Genomic DNA, 18004 nt, shown 5'->3' with positions numbered 1-18004 from the left:
CGCTTTCTGCATACATATAAATAAAACTGCTATGGGCAGCTCTAACGACCAGATTAATTTATAGCTCAGCAGGAAAGGAGACTACTAGATGAGTCGTAACTCCCCTTCCCCTAAAGATGATCTAACTCAATTAAAACAAAAGCTCATACACTATAAATCAGAAATTCGAAACGTGCAAAACCAACTAAAAAGCTATGAACGAGCTTTAGAGCGAGAAAAAGAAAATACATCGTTTTGGAAAAAGAAACACGCTGAGACGCTTTCTACATCTGAAAAAGAAGTAGAAATTGAAGAATTAGAAAAAGAACTGGATCTACTGAGAAACGAGCTTTCCGAACAAAAAATTATTGCCGAAGCGTTTCGAGAAAAAGCTTCAAGGAAACAGCCCGTTATTGAAGAAAAAATCGTGGAGAAAGTAATTGAAAAGATTGTAGAAAAACCCATAGAAAGGTTCGAAAAAAGCGATATCCTCTGTTTCTTCCAACATTCCATACTGCTGCCAGAACAAGATGAAAGCGAGCTGATGATGTTCGGCAACGTAATTATTCAAAATCAAACGAGCAGTACTTTATACTCTCCAACACTTTGCTTAAAAATGAAGCCTACTGCTTCTGCTATGTTAAGCGGGAAGCTCATTGATGAAAAAGATATTGAAGCTTCTAGTGTCCCCTCTTCTTCTTTAGAATGGCGCTACGCTCATCCAAAATGGAACGAAAAAATTCAAAATGACGGTGAATATTGGATTAAACCCATTAAGCAAACAGTATTAAAGCCCAAAGGCAAATTATTATTTGACTCTTTTCAAGTAGTCATTCCTCTCTCCACTGATACGACTTCGTTTATTCTAGAAGGCTTTTTCTATAGTGAAGAGTGGCAGGAAGGTATTCCTTTTTTAAATAAAGTTGTGCTAAATTTCCCTTAATCATTAAAAGACATATTGACGATCAATATGTCTTTTAACTCGTCCATTTATTTCATAAAAGATTCTATAATTCCTGCACACCCTGCAATAGCTAAGATCGTAATAACAGGAATAGCAATGTGCGGGACCGCTACATAACTAAAATAAATTCCTACTGCACACCATATGCCTGTACACCAATAGCAGCTGAGCAGTTCTCCAATCCACCTTTGCAGCCCCTTCCCTTTTATCTCCAGGTACGTTACCGTATTTCCTTGTTCATCTTGATCTTCTACAATTTTGTGAAACGGCTTCCGAATAAAAGCCGTAATTTTATCAAAAACAATTAGACGAGTAAGTCGAAACGTTGCAAAGATAAATAGCGTTAGATAAATCCATGTCATCTTCATTCCTCCGTACATTCACAAACTTATGAAAATAAAAGCTAACGTGCTTTTTCACTGTTAGCTTTTAAAATTACTTAAATTTTAACGATAGATATGGTTTGAATATCATGAAATGTCAATACTGTTTTCTCTTTATTAGGAGGAACGCTTACGTATAAACTTCCTTCTTTTAATTCTAAAATTGTTCCTATATATTTTTGATTTTGGCACGTAATTTCACAAATTGGCTGAGACATATGAGGCGGGAAGCTGCATAGAAATTCAACTTTTTCTTTAATCGTCATAGACTGAAACATTTTATTTGGCTTTTTATTCTCTGATTGCGGTATATCCACGGGAACAATTGAACGCTCTTCCTTTTTTTCATTCTTAATCTCTTCCACTTTTTCTACGTCAGGCTCTTTGACTTCTTGAATAGAAGAAAAGCTGGGCTCTTCTTTTAACACATGCTCTTTCTCTATTCCTTTATTGTCTTGCTGTTTTGAACTAAAATAATATTGCATAGAACGCTGGTTTTGCGTAGCGTTTGGCTGGACAATGTACATTAGCGGCTCATTTTCTTCTGACTTAGATTTTGAGTTAGTCATGAAGCATACCTCCAATTGCTTGTTATCGTTCTTTTAAAAATGTATGCTTGCACACGGAAAAACTTGTTTATTTTTTTGCGGCAGCCTTTTTAGAAATAAAAGCAGCACTATACTTTTTTATATAATTTAGGAAAATACCACAAAAGAAGTTGAGATATAACTAAATTAATTCAATCTAAAGACGCATAAATAGGATACATGAGCTGAACGCTTGTTACACCGCCGTTGATTTCCGTGCAAGACTTCGCTTTCCGCGGGCGGCCAATGAGCCTCCTCGTCGCTTGCGCTCCTGCGGGGTCTCACCCCTTCCACTTTTCCCGCAGGAGTCTTCGTCTTGCCCTCCAATCAACTGCTAGAAAGAGCTAAACAGATGAAACTTATTTTCAAAACAACAAAAAAAAACGAACCACTAATCAAACATGTTGATCAGTGGTTCGTTTTTCACTTGAGCTAAAATACTTTTGTCTCAGTCTCTTCCTCTCATTCAATCAGGTAGAAAACTAAATCCAGCTAAATACCTTTATCTAATTTTATACTCAAGAAGCATACGCAATTCATTCACATACGAACGAGACCCCGTTACAATCAAACGATCATCAAATTCAAGCTCTGTATCGCCATGAGGTACAATAGAATCTTTCCCTCTGAAGATTCGAACAAAAATCACATCTCCTGTAAACGGGAACTTACGAAGCTCTACCCCCTCGTATTTAGGGTTACGCATATTAATTTGATAAAGTGCTGTTTCTTGATTCGTTAAGATATTTAAAATATTTGGCGATTCGATTAAAGCTTTTAGCAATGCCGTTGTAGATAACAGCACAGAAAAAACTTCAATGTTATTTTCTTTCATCTTTTCATCTAAGACAGGACTTTCTACGCGGGCAATAACCCGTTCTGTACCATACTCTTTTGCAAATAGAGCAATGTCGCTATTTCTTTCTTCTTCCCCTGTTGTTACAACTAATACATCCGCATCTAAAATCCCTATACTTCTTAACGTTTCCTTACTATATCCATCGATGTCGACGATATTAAAAATGGAATCCGACGTACGGTTTTCAATTTTGTCCTGAGTAGGATGATAAATCGTCACATCATATAAATCAAGATCCATTTCTCGAATAACCGGGAGTGTAAATTGATTTGCACCAAGCATATTGACCTTCAGCTTTCTATCACTGATTTCTGGCTTTGGAAACAGCTTTCTAAAGATAATAGGTGTAATAATACATGTAATAATCGCCACCAAAATCAGCGCACCGGACATTTGTGAATCAATCACACCAATATTTTCACCAACCGTTGCTGCCGCAATAACGAGTGATAAAGTCGATGTTAAAAGAAAACCCGATGCCAAAACGGTTTTCATATCATACCATTTTCTTAAGATTAACGCTGGAACTAGCTTGGATATTAATAATGCAATGAATAATAAAGGCATTAAAATCAGCACTTTTTTATCACTGAACAATGACCAAACGTCAAGCTTCACTCCTACCATCACAAAAAAGATAGGAATTAAAAAACCGTAGCCAAACGAATCTAATTTATGAACTAAGTTTTTATTAGGCGCAAGAAGAGAAACGAGTGATCCCGCTAAAAAAGCGCCTAAAATGTTTTCAACACCAATTGACTCCGAAAGGCCCACTAGAATGATAATGAGTGCAAATACGGCGCGCGTGTCAATTTGAATTGTACCTTTAGACATTGTCTCAAGAAACGATCGGTTTTTAAACTGCTTCCCTATGAAGTATAAAATCACTCCTACTCCAAATAAAATTAAAATCAACCATGTATTGCTATTTCCTGATTTATCATAGACGGAAGCAAATACGGCTAGTAAAATCATCGTGACTAAGTCCGCAATAACCGCAATCAATAAAATGGTTTGTCCAATTGGCTTTTTCATAATCTGTGCATCTTTTAAAGTCGGCACTACTACTCCTAGTGAAATGGTAGAAATAATAAGCGTCATCAAAAAGGCATTATCAATAAAACCGGTCCATACAAAAACATAGGACAAAAATAGTGAAACCGCAAAGATAGCTGCAAACACTAGTATAGAAATGGAAAAAGCATTCGGAACCTTCGCTCCTGATGCCTTTTTGTCTTTTGAATTTCCTCCAGCAAAAGCAGAAAAATCAATTTCCAAACCACTTAAAAACATCAAAAAGATAAAGCCTAAAGTGGAAAGTGTTTCAAGCCACATATCCTGCTCCACAAGGTCAAAACCACTTTTCCCTATAATTAATCCCATAATAATTTCAGCTACGACTACAGGTATAATGTTGAGTTTAAACCGATGCAACAGTATAGGCGTTAAAAAGGCCAAACTAATGACGATAACAAGTGATGTAAAGGACGCGTGCTGTTCCATTAGATTCCCCTCCTTTTACCTTCGCTATTTATAAAACGAAGACGTTAGTATTCAAAATTAAAGGTTAATCATAAAAGCTTGAAGGTTCTCTGTCAACTATATGAACTGATAATGAAAATCCGACATGATTACTCATGTCGAATTCCAAAGTCCCTTCATTATTTTAAATAACTCATAAATGTTGTGGCTAGACCGAAGTAAATTAAAATACTGATAAGATCATTGATCGTTGTAATAAATGGTCCTGATGCGACTGCAGGGTCAATTTTGAATCTGTGCATGAGAAGCGGGATAAACGCTCCTGCTAGTGTAGCCACAATCAATGTTGAAAATACAGAGACGCCTACCAAAGCGCCTAAAACCAGATCTCCCTGCCAAATATAAACAATTAATACAACTAAAAGTCCACATGATGCGCCCGTAATCATTCCGGTAGCTGCTTCTCGGATTAACAGCTTAAATTTGCTTTCTTCTTCGATTTCTCCCGTCGCCAGTCCGCGAACCGCAACGGCTAGTGCCTGTGTTCCTGTATTACCAGCCATACCGCCAATTAAAGGTATAAATACAGCTAAAATAGCTACTTGATTCAACGTATCTTCAAAACGTCCAATTAAACTCGCTGTCATCATTCCTAAAAACAGCAAAATAATCAGCCAAGGCAGCCTCTTTTTGGCCGCTACTAAGGGATTGTGGTCAATCGTATCATCTACATCACTAATACCGGCTAATTTAGAATAGTCATCCGATGCCTCTTCATCAAGAACATCCATCACATCATCAACCGTAATAATCCCTAGAAGATGCTGCTGAAAATCAACAACTGGAAGCGCAAGAAAGTTGTAATCGCGCATAATGCGCGCAACTTCTTCTTGGTCTTCTGCTACTGACACGGATACAACTCGTTCATTCATAACTTCGCTTATCATGGTATCTTCATCTGCTATAATTAAATCACGAAGAGAAATAACACCTGCTAGATGCTTTTGTTCATCAATAACAAATACATAATAAATCGTTTCCGCTTCTGGAGCTTCCCTGCGTAGAATGTGCATAGCTGAATGTACGGTTTGATTTTCACGAATGGCCACAAACTCAGTAGTCATAATACTTCCAGCGGTATATTCCTCGTAATGAAGCAGCTCTTTAATTTCATCGGCTGCTTCTTCATCCATAATCGTTAAATAGCTCGCCACTTGTTCTTTATCCAATTCATTTAATACGTCAACGGCATCATCCGCCGACATTTCCGACAGCATGTCTGCTGCAAAATTGGGATGCATTTCTGAGAGAATTTCTTGATAATCTTCTTCTCGTATCTCTACATTTTCAAAGATATCCGCCATTTCTTCCGGAGATAACATCTCGTACAGCGCAAACCTAGAAGGCTCATCTAATTCTTCAAAAAATTGAGCTTGGTCATACGTATGCATATGTAAAAATTCTTCACGAAATGCATCGATTTCATTTTTTTCTAGAAGTGATAATAAATGTTCGGCGAACCATGCTTTTTCTTCTTTTTCAATTGAATCTGTCATGTCTTCAACCTCCCTGTCGCACAAAACTCATTTAACTTTATGATGAATTTTGTTTTTTTTCAACTCATAGCTCTTTACTCTTTTCCCAATAATATATAAGTTCTACACATAGTTTGCTCCATATAAGGGTAATTTTATATCGTCAAAGGAAAAACCTTTTAAGGATGTGGATAAAAGATGAAAGTAGATATAATAGGCGATATCCATGGATGCTATGATGAATTAAAAGCGTTAACAGAAAAACTTGGGTATGAGTGGCAAGACGGGATTCCTGTCCACTCTGACGGACGGCGCCTTGGATTTGTAGGTGATTTAACAGACCGAGGACCTCATTCACTAAAAGTGATTGAGCTCGTATGGTCACTTGTAATCAAGCATCAGCAAGCTTACTACTGTCCAGGCAATCACTGTAATAAGCTATATCGCTTCTTTTGCGGTAACAAAGTGGAAATTACTCATGGGTTAGAAACGACCGTTGCTGAGTACGAAGCCTTGCCTTCAAGAGAACAGAAATTCATTAAAAAAAAGTTTATTGAGCTTTATGAGCAATCACCTCTATATGTGCAGCTTGATCAAAATCAAGTAATTATTGCTCACGCCGGCCTTAAAGCTGAATACATCGGCAGAACGGATAAAAAAGTTAAAACCTTTGTGCTATACGGAGACATTACGGGTGAAAAACATCTAAACGGTATGCCTGTCCGACGGGATTGGGCCCAACATTATAACGGAAAACCTTTTATCGTGTATGGGCATACGCCCGTAGTAAAAGCCAGAAAAATTCATAATACCATTAATGTTGATACGGGCGCAGTTTTTGGAGGGGCTTTAACGGCGTTTCAGTATCCTGAAGGGAATATTATATCGGTGCCTTCATCTATGCCTTATGTAGAGGAAAAATTTAATCACTTCGTGTAAAAAGAAAGTCGCTTTTCATTTAAAAAGCGACTTTTATCTTACGATTTGAAGTTTCTGCATATCTGGCGGCAAAGGTGCTGTAAAAGACAACGTTTTTTGTAAAAAAGGATGAAAAAAAGTGAGCTCATAGCTGTGGAGAGCTTGACGAGAAATAAGATGATTCGTTCCGCCATATAGGGTATCTCCAAGCAGTGGATATCCTTTATAAGCCATATGAACACGAATTTGGTGAGTTCTCCCCGTCTCAAGCGAAAGAGCAACTTCTGTAAAAGAAGAATACGGACGAAGCGCCGTATAGTGTGTAATAGCAAACTGCCCATCTTCTCTTACTTCCCGTTCGATGATACTTGACTCTTTTCGGCCAATCGGTGCCTCTATCGTTTCCTTGCCAACAAGCTTACCATGAACAAAAGCTCGGTACACGCGTTTAATTTCATGTTCTTTTTGTGCTTTAGAGAATAAGTAATGAACGTGCCTATGCTTAGCCACAATAAGCAGCCCAGATGTGTCTCGGTCTAACCTGTTCACAAGATGAACAGTCGAGTTAATGTTATTTTTCTCATAATAATAGAGCACAGCATTACTTAGTGACCACGTTAGATGTTCTCGAGAAGGTATACTTGGCATGTTTGGCTGCTTATTCAAAACTAATATATACTCATCTTCGTATACAATATCCAAAGGTATAGCTTTAGGAAGAAGACTTTCACTTGCTTTTTCTGGTGGAAACGCCACCTTGATTTCGTCACCTTTTTGCAGAATATATCGAACCGTTGCATGCTTTCCATTTACTTCAATCGCTCCTCCTCTGAACTTAATGTCCGTCAGCGAAGCTTTGGAAATATCATGTTCTTTTAAAAATTCACGAACCGCTACACCCTCGAAAGAATGATCTACGGTCCAACTCAACGTAAAAACTTGTTTCATTCTCTTCCCTGCCTTTAATCATCACATACAAAAGAGTCTCTGACACGCTGCCAGAAAGGAAACGCGCGAAAGCGAGCAAATCGAATTTTTTCGCTTGCTACCCGAAATTGAATCGACTTTACATCTTTATGTAAAAGAGTTAAATGATCAATGGTAATTTGAAAGTCTGCGTCGTTAACAGGCTTTAACAGCGCTGTATGATGTCCAGGAAGAACCAATGGAGAACCTATCGTACGGAACACTCGATTGTTAATAGAAGCCATTTCAGCAATTTGAATAGCTTGAAGCGAAGGATGTAAAATCGCGCCTCCAAGGGATTTGTTATAAGCTGTACTTCCCGAGGGAGTTGATACGCAAAGGCCGTCTCCTCGGAATGTCTCAAATCGCTGCCCTTTAATTTCCACATCCATTACTAAAGAGCCTTCTACACTTTTCACCGTACATTCATTCAGAGCTAAATATCGAGCTTCGCGTCCACCGTTCGTATAGCGGATAATCACTTCGAGCAGTGGATACTCTACAGTCTGGTAGGGTGTCTTTGCAATAGCAATCACCAGCTTCTCAATCTCATCAGGTGTCCAATCTGCGTAAAAGCCTAAATGACCGGTATGAACCCCAATAAAAGCCGTCTTGTCAAGTCGGTTTCGATAGCGGTGAAACGCGTAGAGAAGCGTTCCATCCCCCCCTACTGACACTACAATATCAGGCTGGTTTTCATCATATTCTAAATGAAAATCTAATAAATACGTTTTCATTTTTTGCATAAGCGTATTTGATATTTGGTTGCCTTTTGATGTAATAGCAAATTTTATTTTCTCCACCTAATTCTCTCCCCCTATCCATCCAGTGTACAAAGCTGTTGCTGAGTCATACCTAAGATTCTTCCGCCGATTCTTTTTTTCGTGAGAAAATAGCCTGGGCTTCTTGGATCTCACCTCGTATTTGAGACATTTCTTCATCGAGCTGAGTAGCCGCTTCAGAAGCACGCTGAAGTCGCTTTTTGATATTCTCAGGAAATTTCCCGCTGTACTTATAATTTAAAGAATGCTCAATTGTAGCCCAAAAATTCATAGCCAGTGTACGAATTTGAATTTCCACTAAAATTTTCTTTTCACCTTTAATTGTCTGAACAGGATAACATACGACCACATGATATGAACGATAGCCGCTTTCTTTTTTATGAAGAATATAATCTCTTTCTTCAATCAATTCAAAGTCTGTGCGCTGACGAAGGAGCTCTACGACCGCTTTAATATCGTCCGTAAATTGACACATCATACGGAGTCCTGCAATGTCCTGCATCTCTTCCTCTAAGCGATCGAGAGAAATTCCTTTTCGAGTCGCTTTATCCAAAATACTGGCGATAGGCTTTACTCGTCCCGTCACGAATTCAATAGGTGAATGCGTAGACTTCATATCATACTGTGAACGAATTCCTTTTAATTTCACCTTAAGTTCTTCAACGGCTTGTTTATACGGTGCTAAAAATAAATCCCAATGCCTGATCATTAATAACACCCCCCTTTTTTCTCTCTGTTACTTATTTTCTTTATCTAAAAAAACTTCCTCTACTCTTGCTACCATCTCGTCTCCATAATTCACGTTTCCTTCGATGTTACTGATGAGATAAGACAGCTCTTCTTTAACGGCTGATAGCTCAATTACTTCCTTATTAATTTCTAAAAATACTTTCATATCTTTATGTAAGACGTGCTTTAAATTCGCCCAAATATTATCACTAAGGCCAACATACATAAATTGATCATTAATATCTACAACATATACAAATGACATGTTATCTGAGTCAACAAGCATTTGTTTTGTATCTTCCAATTGTTCAATTTCCGTCTCAATAGGGTCTGCTTTTAAATGTAATTCATTTGATTTCATCACACAGGTAGTGATGTCAATTCGATTGTGCATAAATAAACTCCTTCCAACTATACAATTCGTTACTATTTTAACACATTCCAGGAACGTTTAATAAAGGTAAAACCTAAACAATCCGTATTTCTTCATTTTCCAAGTTCCCCATATGGATATTCCTGTTAGGAAATGTAGTTTTACTGTCTCAAAAAGTGTGATAAATTAAGATGGAAAGTGCCTTACCAAAAGACCTAAATTAAAAGGATGATTTCATTGAAACAAGAAATTGAAATTGAATTTAAAAATATAGTAACGAAAGAAGAGTTTGATCGTCTCCGCTCACACTTTCAATTAACTGAAGATCAGTTTATTTCTCAAGAAAACCACTATTTTGATACACCTGCTTTCTCATTGAAAGACTGCGGAGCTGCCCTGCGAATTCGAAGCAAAAAAAATAAATCCGTTCTCACGCTAAAACAGCCTCATCAAGAGGGCCTTTTAGAAACACATGAAGCATTAACAAATGAACAAGCTAAAGAATTGCTAGATGGCAGCGCCAAGATTCCGTCAACAATTCAACAGCTTATTACTGATTTACAAGTCGATAGCCATGCGCTAACTTATTTTGGCACTTTGCGTACAAGTCGAGCAGAAATTCCATATAAGAACGGGTTACTTGTACTCGATCATAGCTTTTATCTAGGTGCTGAGGACTATGAACTCGAATACGAAGTAACCGATGCCAATGAAGGGGCAAAATATTTTGAGCAATTGCTTACGGAGCTTGATATTAAAAAGAAACCAACGGAAAACAAAATTCGACGGTTTTACAAGCGAAAGTATACGTTGATGGATGGAGAGTAAATTCATGAGCATGAATATTAACCATTACATGTCTTCCGTTCAATTTCCTGGAACTCAGCCATTTTCAGTTAACAACCAGCTGCCAACAGCTAACGTGATGCTTGGTACAACTTTACTCTCTGTATTTGCTCAGCTTTTTCAAGACTACGTCAATCAAGAGCCTCAAATGAGTACCAATCTTTACTTGCAGGCAGCGCAGATGTTTCCAGCTACAGCGGTTCAAACGCAATCCCAGCCATCTGTTTCTTCTTCAGATAAGGCAGCCGCTTCAACTGCTGCCTTACCTGCACAAAAAAACGAAATGGCAAAGGCCAGTTCTCATGATGTACAAACGATAATTAATGAAGCAGCTGCACGCTACCAGCTGGATCCTAAACTTATTCGTTCTGTTATTAAACAAGAGTCAAATTTTAATCCCTCTGCCAAAAGTTCTGTCGGAGCGGCTGGGCTTATGCAGCTAATGCCAGCAACCGCTAAAGCTCTTGGTGTAGAAGATCCGTATGACTCCAAGCAAAATGTATTTGGAGGAGCCAAATATCTTCGACAAATGTTAGATAAATACGACGGAAACGTGAAATTAGCGTTGGCAGCCTACAATGCTGGACCAGGTAATGTCGATAAATACGGCGGAGTACCTCCTTTTCAAGAAACGCAAAAATATGTAAATAAAATTATGTCTTCTTATCTCGTGTAAAAGAGTCCAATCATTCGCGACTCGACCATGGAATGACTGTAGTTTGTCGAGGTTACACTATATAAATAGAAGGAAACGTTTGTGAAAGGATTCCTTTGTTTCTCATACTAAGTGATTCGCCACAGCATCATAGACTTTTCTTATGTAAAATTCCACTTTATCTCTTTTCCAGTAGAAGAAGTAAGCGGATAGTTTGAGTTAACGAAATGACACTGCTAAAATTAAGGAAAGTAAAAAACACCAAAGAGTTAAGACGTATATTTCTTATAACAAAGGAGTTATCAACATGAGAGAAAAAATCCACTCCCCTTACGAATTATTAGGCGGTGAACATACGATTTCAAAACTTGTTGATGCTTTTTATACACGCGTTGGACAACATCCTGAGCTCGCGCCAATTTTTCCTGATGATTTAACAGAAACAGCACGAAAGCAAAAGCAATTTCTGACACAATATTTAGGAGGGCCTTCGCTATACACTGAAGAGCATGGTCACCCTATGCTGAGAGCTAGGCATCTTCCTTTTGAAATTACACCGTCAAGAGCCAAAGCCTGGCTGACGTGTATGCATGAAGCAATGGACGAAATTAATTTAGAAGGCCCTGAGAGAGATGAACTTTATCATCGTCTTATTTTAACTGCCCAACACATGATTAATTCACCGGAACAGACAGATGAGAAAGGATTTTCACATTGAGTAATCTAAACAGCCAATACCCATCCTTGCATCAGCTTTGTCAAGGTTCAAATAAAAAACCGCTTGAAATCTATGTATTTGTTGACCCTCTTTGTCCAGAGTGCTGGGCACTCGAGCCTATTCTAAAAAAGTTACAAATAGAATATGGTCAGCTGTTATCCCTCAAGCATGTGCTTGGCGGAAACTTGCAGCAATTAAATATTGGAGCACAGCAGAGATTTGAACATATTGCAAAATCGTGGGAGAAAACTGGAAGCCGCTCCGGCATGTCATGTGACGGCAACCTGTGGCTTGAAAACCCCATCGATACTCCTTACGCTGCATCAATTGCAATTAAAGCGGCCGGGCTGCAAGGAAAGAAACAGGGCATTCGCTTTTTGAGAAGACTTCAAGAAGTAGTATTTTTAGAAAAACAAAATGTTACAGAAGAATCTGTCTTAATACAATGTGCAAAACATGTGGGGCTAGATGTTAATGAATTTGTAAAAGATTTGCATTCAGATTACGCTGCGAAGGCTTTTCAATGTGATTTAAAAATCACATCGGAAATGGATGTCGATGAGATTCCAACTCTTGTGTTCTTTAACGAAAAAGTTGAAGAAGAAGGCATTAAGATATCAGGATACTATTCGTACGAAACATATGTACACATCATTAAAGAGATGTTAGAAATTGACCCAGATCCAGCTTGTCTTCCGCCTCTTCGTTCATTTTTAAGCTATTTTCAATTTGTTGCTTCAAAAGAAGTTGCAGTTGTGTATGGTTTATCATTAGAAGAGGCTGAAAAAGAATTGAAAAAACTTCAGCTTCAGCAAGTTGTTGAAAGAGTTCCTGTCAAATATGGAACCTTTTGGAGAAGTACTGAAAAGAGCTGTTAATTATTAAATGTTGATGCTTATCCTAAGCATCAACTACACAAAAAAGACTTGGCTTTCGCCAAGTCTTTTCGTTTGTCTTAAGACAACAAGGGGATGGGAGAAATTTTTCACGGTCAAACAAAGGGGTATATGTTTGTTTTGTGATAAACTTCACGATTAATACTATAGCAAATTATGTCGACTTTTGGCAACCCCTTTTTTCAATTTTATTCACTTTTTTATAAAAAAACTTCATAAACAGCCAGATTCACTCATATAGTACAACCAATTATGCTTTTAATAGAGGTGTTAACTATGAAAATTGCTGGAATTACTCTAGGGGTTGTGATTCTTTTATTTTCTTTTTTATTCTATATTTTATCTCTTATGCAGCTTGTTCCTCTCATTATCGCAGGCCCTCTCTTATTTTTAGCTATTCTTATTATTTTTACATTGCTTAACAATCACAACAAATTTCGGGGATTTAAAAAATGAAGCAGGATACAGCTCCTGCTTCATTTTAATTTTATTGATTTAATAAACGTTCCATTTCCGTTAACTTCTCTTCAAATACGGCTAGCGCTTCTTCGATAGGCTGAGATGTTGTCATGTCCACTCCTGCTTTTTTCAACACTTCAATTGGATAATCAGAGCTTCCTGACTTTAAGAAACCTACATAGCGCTCAACAGCTGCATCTCCTTCTTCAAGGATTTGCTTGCTTAATGCCGCTGCTGCACTGAATCCTGTAGCATATTGATAAACGTAGTAATTGTAGTAGAAATGCGGAATACGAGCCCATTCTAACCCAATCTCTTCGTCAATTACTAAGTTGTCTCCAAAATATTTTTTATTTAAGTCATAATATAATTTTGTTAATAATTCAGGTGTAAGCGGCTCTCCGTTTTGAGCACGCACGTGCACATCGTGCTCAAATTCAGCAAACATCGTTTGACGGAATACCGTACCGCGGAATCCTTCTAAATAATGGTTAAGCAAGTACAAACGCTGCTTTTCATCATCAATCGTTTTTAGTAAATAATCGTTTAGAAGCGCTTCATTACATGTGGAAGCTACTTCTGCCACAAAGATTGAATAATCTCCGTAAGGATATGGCTGCGTTTTTCTTGTGTAATAACTGTGTACAGAATGGCCAAATTCATGGGCTAGTGTAAACAAGTTATTTACATTATCCTGCCAGTTCATTAAGATATAAGGATTGGTGCCGTACGTTCCTGAAGAATAAGCACCGCTTCGCTTGCCTTTGTTCTCATGAACATCTACCCAACGATTTTCAAATCCTTCTTTTAACACATTAAGGTAGTCTTCACCTAGTGGTTTCAGACCTTTTAAAATATAATCTTTTGCTTCTTCATACGTTACTTCCATTTTTACGTCTTTTACTAAAGGCGTATAGAGATCATACATATGAAGCTCTTCAATTCCCAATACTTTCTTACGTAAATCAATATATCGATGCAATAAATGCAAATTATCGTTCACTGTTTTAACTAAGTTATCGTATACTTCTTCTGGGATATTATTTGTGCTAAGAGCTGAGTGACGAGCTGAATTATAGTGACGAACGCGGGCGCTAAAATTATCTTTCTTCACCGTGCCGCTTAATGTACTTGCAAACGTATTTTTAAATTTACCGTACGTTTCGTACACCGCTTTAAACGCTTCTTCTCGTACGCGGCGATCGCTGCTTTCTAAAAAACGAATATATCGTCCGTGCGTAATTTCTACTTCTTCTCCATTTTCGTCTTTAATAGAAGGAAATTCTAAATCCGCGTTGTTTAACATTCCAAACGTGTTGCTTGAAGATCCTAATACTTCAGAAGCCTGAGCCAGAAGCGCTTCTTCGCTTTCTGATAAAATGTGCGGACGCTCGCGAGTAATTTCATCTAATGCATGAGCATATAACGTTAGCTCTTTATGTTCCGCCATGTATTGTTTAATTTTTGATTCTTCAATAGACAAAATTTCTGGTGTTACATAAGATAGTGCACTTGCAATTTGAGTATAAAGTGTTTTGATGCGATCATTTAACCCTTGATAAAAAGAATTAGTGGTATCTTGATCGTAGCGCATATGAGCATATGTATAAAGTTTACTAACGCGCATTGTGAGCTCGTCTTGCTCTTGAAGAGCGTCGTATAAAGTTTGAGCGGACTCTCCAAGTTTCCCTTTGAATTTTTCCATTTTTGGAATAAGAGCTTTTACTTCTTCAAATTCTTTTTCCCATGCGTCATCTGAAGCAAAAATATCTTCTAGTTTCCACGTATCTTCTACTTTTATCTCGCTTCTACTTGGTAACTTTTTTACTTTTGATTGTTCACTCATGGTCATCCCTCCATCTTTTTCTACCTGTCTATAACTGTTCGCTTTTTCTAAGGCGAATCCTTTTTATTTCTTTCGTTATTGTATGTTGTTTTAAAAGAATTAATCAAAAGTCAGTACGCTTTTGAAAAAAGGATTCTTTCTTAAGCGTACTGATTTTCAGTGGTTATGTCACTTCTTTTGCTTGATTTAACCACTTTTTCATCATCTGTCCATCTTCTAAAAAAGCATCGGATGTTTGCTTTGGAATCGTATAAGGCCTTCTGATTTTGTATAACCCAGAAGTTATAGACGTTAGTATCCCTAACCGGCATAATACCTCTATATACTCAAACAAGGGCTGTTCCACAACAACAGGGGCCATCGGCAAAGACCGAAACACAATATGCCTCTGATGAATTCTGTAGAGCCATAGCCTGCATAACTCTTTTTCTGTAACTAAATCCCCTACCTGCTTCTGCTGCATTAAATCAAGAAGCAGCCACGTTTGCCATATAGTAGCAGACGTTTCAATCATGTATAAAGAAGGCAGCGGCATGCCCGCTTCTGCTGGAATATGAGAAGGAGGAATATTGTTTTCATAAAGAGCGTGTAAAAAAGGCTGAAGCTTCTGATTAGGATAGAGGATATAATGCGTTCTCCATGCCTTCTTTTTCTTTACCCATGAAGAGAAAAATTGAGGCTGTGTATGTGTAGAAAAAAGATCATGAAAGGTATGCTCGTGAGGAGAGAGCACGACAAGCTGTGCATAACAAATTTGAGATGAAAAAGGCATAAGATGTTCAAGTTTCAACAGCTGATTAGTAGAAGGTGAAAAATAAAGAAGTGTGGGCGTATAATCGGAAAGAGTGAGAAACTGCCACTCTTGAAAAGAAAGTTGATACATATAAGTGGATAAGCGTTTCATTCTTTTTGCCCCCATAATCCAAAGAGGCATATAATTTCCTTTCTCATAGTGAATAGAACGTTTGGTTAGCACTGAGGAAGATAAGGACGCACATTGAAATTCGATTGCATATTTTTGTGAAGGGGTACCTATAAGAAGATCTGGACGCTGCATAATGGCAGGAAGGTAACTTTCTAACTCGACTTCAAGATGAGAACTAAACCAGTGAAACAGCTTTCGCTTTCCGTCAAGATGATAATCTGTTTCACCTTCATGCTGAGCGACGCACGTTTTTTTCAGGTGAGCAAAATGAGGGATTTTTTTTGTACCTACCTTTAACTGTACAGGGGATTGACAAGAGGGACAGTAGAACTGCTTTTCTTTTTTCCACAGCTTAAGCTGTTCAAGCGAAAAGCGCTGAGCTAGTGAAATGAGGCCTTCTTCTGTTCGGGCAACTAACAATCGTACATTTCTCCTTCCTATAGTAGCGAGCTATACCCTTGTATTCGACATCTTTCTACTAAACCCTTTTCTTTCAAAAAAAAAACCACATTGCAGCATACGCAATGTGGTTTACAGCGATTATAATAGCGGTGAAAGCAAACGAGCTGTTGATTCAAACAGCCGCTGTATAAATGGCCGCTTTTCAAAGTCTTTAAAGTGAAGCTCACTCGTTTCTTCTAAATCTTGCATATATTCATATACGAGCTTTTGGGTACTAGCTGTGCGATATAAAAAAGCATTTACTTCAAAATTCAGATGAAAGCTTCTCATATCCATGTTAGCTGTTCCAATAGAGGCAATTTCTCTATCAACAATCACAATCTTGCTGTGCATAAATCCTTTTTTATACTCGTAAATTTTCACACCTGCTTCTAGCAGCTCAGGAAAATAAGAGCGTGATGCATGAAAAACAATTTTTTTATCGGGCTTCTGAGGTACAAGAAGCCTTACATCTATACCGCTTAAAGCAGCTACTTTGAGAGAAGTAAAAATATCTTCATCAGGTATGAAGTAAGGAGAAGCAATCCAAATGGACTCTTTCGCAGACGTAATCATCGAAAAAAATAAGTGTTTAATAATTTCCCACTCACGGTCTGGTCCGCCGGCAATCATTTGAACACCGCCGCACTTTTCCATATCAATGTCAATTAAATCCGGCGATAGATATGTTTGAGTAAGCATTGTCTGTCCTGTCATATAATACCAGTCTTGTAAGAAAATAAGCTGTAATGAACGGACTGCCTCACCCTTCACCATCAAATGAGTATCTCTCCAAAAGCCAAAATGCCGACTTTTTCCGAGATATTCATCACCAATGTTCAAACCTCCTACAAATCCAATTGTTCCATCAATGACTACAATTTTACGATGATTACGGAAGTTGATTTTATTATTGAGAAATGGAAGTCTCACCGGCAAGAACGGAATCATTTCTACGCCCGCGTTTCTTAACTCGTGAATATAATGCGGTGAAAGCTGAAAACTGCCCACGGCATCATACAAGAAACGTACATAAACTCCTTCTTGTACTTTCTGAATTAAAATATCTTTAATTTGTTCTCCTAAGTGATCATGTCGTACGATGTAATACTCTAAATGGATATGATGCCTTGCATGCTTTAAAGATTCCATAATTTCGTGAAATGTCTCTTTTCCATTCGTCAATGCGCGCGTATCTGAAGAAAAAGAAATGGGACTCTTGCCAAGCCTCACGGCTAGCTTCAGCATTTGCTTCCTACTGGTGCCCAACTGTTCAAAGTGATTTTCTAATATACCAGAATCTCTTTCCATCTTTAAAAGCACCTGTTCATCCAGCTTTGCTTTTTTAGCAAATAAACGCCGTTTTCGCGTATTGCGTCCAAATAACAAATAAAAAAAGAACCCTATTACTGGAAAACCGCCTAATACTACGAGCCACGTTAGCGTTTGAGTTGGATGACGGTTTTCTAATGAAATAACAAGACCGATGAAAACAACACTAATCGTAATTAAGATACTTAGCACGCCAATAAATTTACCGTCCCAATACCCTTTTGTAAAATAAAGCAAGGCAATAATACCAACAACAAAAATTAAAAGCTGTAATCTATTTTTCAACTTGTTTTCACCTATCCTAAAACCAATCTTTCATCATTCATAAC

General features: G+C 37.8%; 18 protein-coding genes. 6 read left to right on the top strand and 12 right to left on the bottom strand.

All coding sequences use genetic code 11. The features are described from left to right. The first annotated feature begins 88 nt into the window (after positions 1-88). Positions 89-922: a hypothetical protein gene (locus CEQ83_RS03725; protein ID WP_098113531.1), complete on the top strand. Its 834-nt coding sequence runs from the start codon at positions 89-91 to the stop codon at positions 920-922. 47 nt (positions 923-969) lie between these two features. Here the strand turns inward: CEQ83_RS03725 and CEQ83_RS03720 are convergent, their stop codons facing one another. The 5 genes from CEQ83_RS03720 to mgtE form a co-directional block, all read right to left on the bottom strand. Beyond that, the gene (locus CEQ83_RS03720) at positions 970-1305 is read right to left on the bottom strand and encodes a DUF1360 domain-containing protein (protein WP_048022000.1); all 336 of its coding nucleotides are present in this window, start codon (positions 1303-1305) and stop codon (positions 970-972) included. A gap of 77 nt (positions 1306-1382) precedes the next feature. Beyond that, positions 1383-1895: a CotO family spore coat protein gene (locus tag CEQ83_RS03715; RefSeq protein ID WP_033578056.1), complete on the bottom strand. Its 513-nt coding sequence runs from the start codon at positions 1893-1895 to the stop codon at positions 1383-1385. 214 nt (positions 1896-2109) lie between these two features. Further along, positions 2110-2244, bottom strand: a complete 135-nt coding sequence (locus CEQ83_RS27545) for a hypothetical protein (protein ID WP_255256918.1) — start codon at positions 2242-2244, stop codon at positions 2110-2112. A 171-nt stretch (positions 2245-2415) separates the two neighbouring features. Beyond that, complete coding sequence (locus CEQ83_RS03710; RefSeq protein WP_155017007.1) at positions 2416-4275, bottom strand: monovalent cation:proton antiporter family protein; 1860 nt, start codon at positions 4273-4275, stop codon at positions 2416-2418. Between the two features lie 158 nt (positions 4276-4433). Then, positions 4434-5810: a magnesium transporter gene (mgtE, locus tag CEQ83_RS03705; RefSeq protein WP_028412349.1), complete on the bottom strand. Its 1377-nt coding sequence runs from the start codon at positions 5808-5810 to the stop codon at positions 4434-4436. Positions 5811-5987: 177 nt separating this feature from the next. On the opposite strand from mgtE, the gene prpE reads away from it, so the two are divergent. Next, positions 5988-6728, top strand: a complete 741-nt coding sequence (prpE, locus tag CEQ83_RS03700; protein WP_155017006.1) for a bis(5'-nucleosyl)-tetraphosphatase PrpE — start codon at positions 5988-5990, stop codon at positions 6726-6728. A gap of 33 nt (positions 6729-6761) precedes the next feature. Here prpE and CEQ83_RS03695 read toward each other — a convergent pair whose 3' ends face one another. The 4 genes from CEQ83_RS03695 to CEQ83_RS03680 form a co-directional block, all read right to left on the bottom strand. Beyond that, on the bottom strand, positions 6762-7655 hold the full coding sequence (locus CEQ83_RS03695) for an RluA family pseudouridine synthase (protein ID WP_028412351.1): 894 nt from the start codon (positions 7653-7655) through the stop codon (positions 6762-6764). Positions 7656-7669: 14 nt separating this feature from the next. Next, positions 7670-8467, bottom strand: a complete 798-nt coding sequence (locus CEQ83_RS03690; RefSeq protein WP_025749877.1) for an NAD kinase — start codon at positions 8465-8467, stop codon at positions 7670-7672. 61 nt (positions 8468-8528) lie between these two features. Continuing rightward, on the bottom strand, positions 8529-9164 hold the full coding sequence (locus tag CEQ83_RS03685) for a GTP diphosphokinase (RefSeq protein ID WP_014461566.1): 636 nt from the start codon (positions 9162-9164) through the stop codon (positions 8529-8531). A 27-nt stretch (positions 9165-9191) separates the two neighbouring features. Continuing rightward, the gene (locus tag CEQ83_RS03680; protein ID WP_014461567.1) at positions 9192-9578 is read right to left on the bottom strand and encodes a UPF0738 family protein; all 387 of its coding nucleotides are present in this window, start codon (positions 9576-9578) and stop codon (positions 9192-9194) included. A gap of 216 nt (positions 9579-9794) precedes the next feature. On the opposite strand from CEQ83_RS03680, the gene CEQ83_RS03675 reads away from it, so the two are divergent. The 4 genes from CEQ83_RS03675 (at position 9795) to CEQ83_RS03660 (ending at position 12654) form a co-directional block, all read left to right on the top strand. Next, a complete protein-coding gene (locus tag CEQ83_RS03675) occupies positions 9795-10385 on the top strand; it encodes a CYTH domain-containing protein (protein ID WP_028412352.1) in 591 nt (196 codons plus the stop codon). 4 nt (positions 10386-10389) lie between these two features. After that, positions 10390-11079, top strand: coding sequence for a lytic transglycosylase domain-containing protein (locus tag CEQ83_RS03670; protein WP_028412353.1), 690 nt, complete (start codon positions 10390-10392; stop codon positions 11077-11079). A 286-nt stretch (positions 11080-11365) separates the two neighbouring features. After that, positions 11366-11776 (top strand): globin domain-containing protein, encoded by a 411-nt coding sequence (locus CEQ83_RS03665; RefSeq protein ID WP_013055433.1) that lies wholly within the window; start codon positions 11366-11368, stop codon positions 11774-11776. A gap of 26 nt (positions 11777-11802) precedes the next feature. Continuing rightward, positions 11803-12654 carry a ClpXP adapter SpxH family protein gene (locus CEQ83_RS03660; protein WP_028412354.1) on the top strand — a complete coding sequence of 284 codons (852 nt, stop codon included), beginning with the start codon at positions 11803-11805 and terminating at the stop codon, positions 12652-12654. A 505-nt stretch (positions 12655-13159) separates the two neighbouring features. On the opposite strand, the gene pepF is transcribed toward CEQ83_RS03660, so the two are convergent. From pepF to cls, 3 genes are all read right to left on the bottom strand, one after another. Next, positions 13160-14977, bottom strand: coding sequence for an oligoendopeptidase F (gene pepF / locus CEQ83_RS03650; RefSeq protein WP_028412355.1), 1818 nt, complete (start codon positions 14975-14977; stop codon positions 13160-13162). Between the two features lie 163 nt (positions 14978-15140). Further along, positions 15141-16322: a competence protein CoiA gene (locus CEQ83_RS03645; protein ID WP_098999223.1), complete on the bottom strand. Its 1182-nt coding sequence runs from the start codon at positions 16320-16322 to the stop codon at positions 15141-15143. 120 nt (positions 16323-16442) lie between these two features. Then, positions 16443-17960 carry a cardiolipin synthase gene (gene cls, locus CEQ83_RS03640; protein WP_025749882.1) on the bottom strand — a complete coding sequence of 506 codons (1518 nt, stop codon included), beginning with the start codon at positions 17958-17960 and terminating at the stop codon, positions 16443-16445. Between the last annotated feature and the right edge of the window lie 44 nt (positions 17961-18004).

It is taken from the genome of Priestia megaterium, assembly GCF_009497655.1.
GTDB classification, from domain to species: Bacteria; Bacillota; Bacilli; order Bacillales; family Bacillaceae_H; genus Priestia; species Priestia zanthoxyli.
This window is presented reverse-complemented; position numbering and strand designations above follow the sequence as displayed.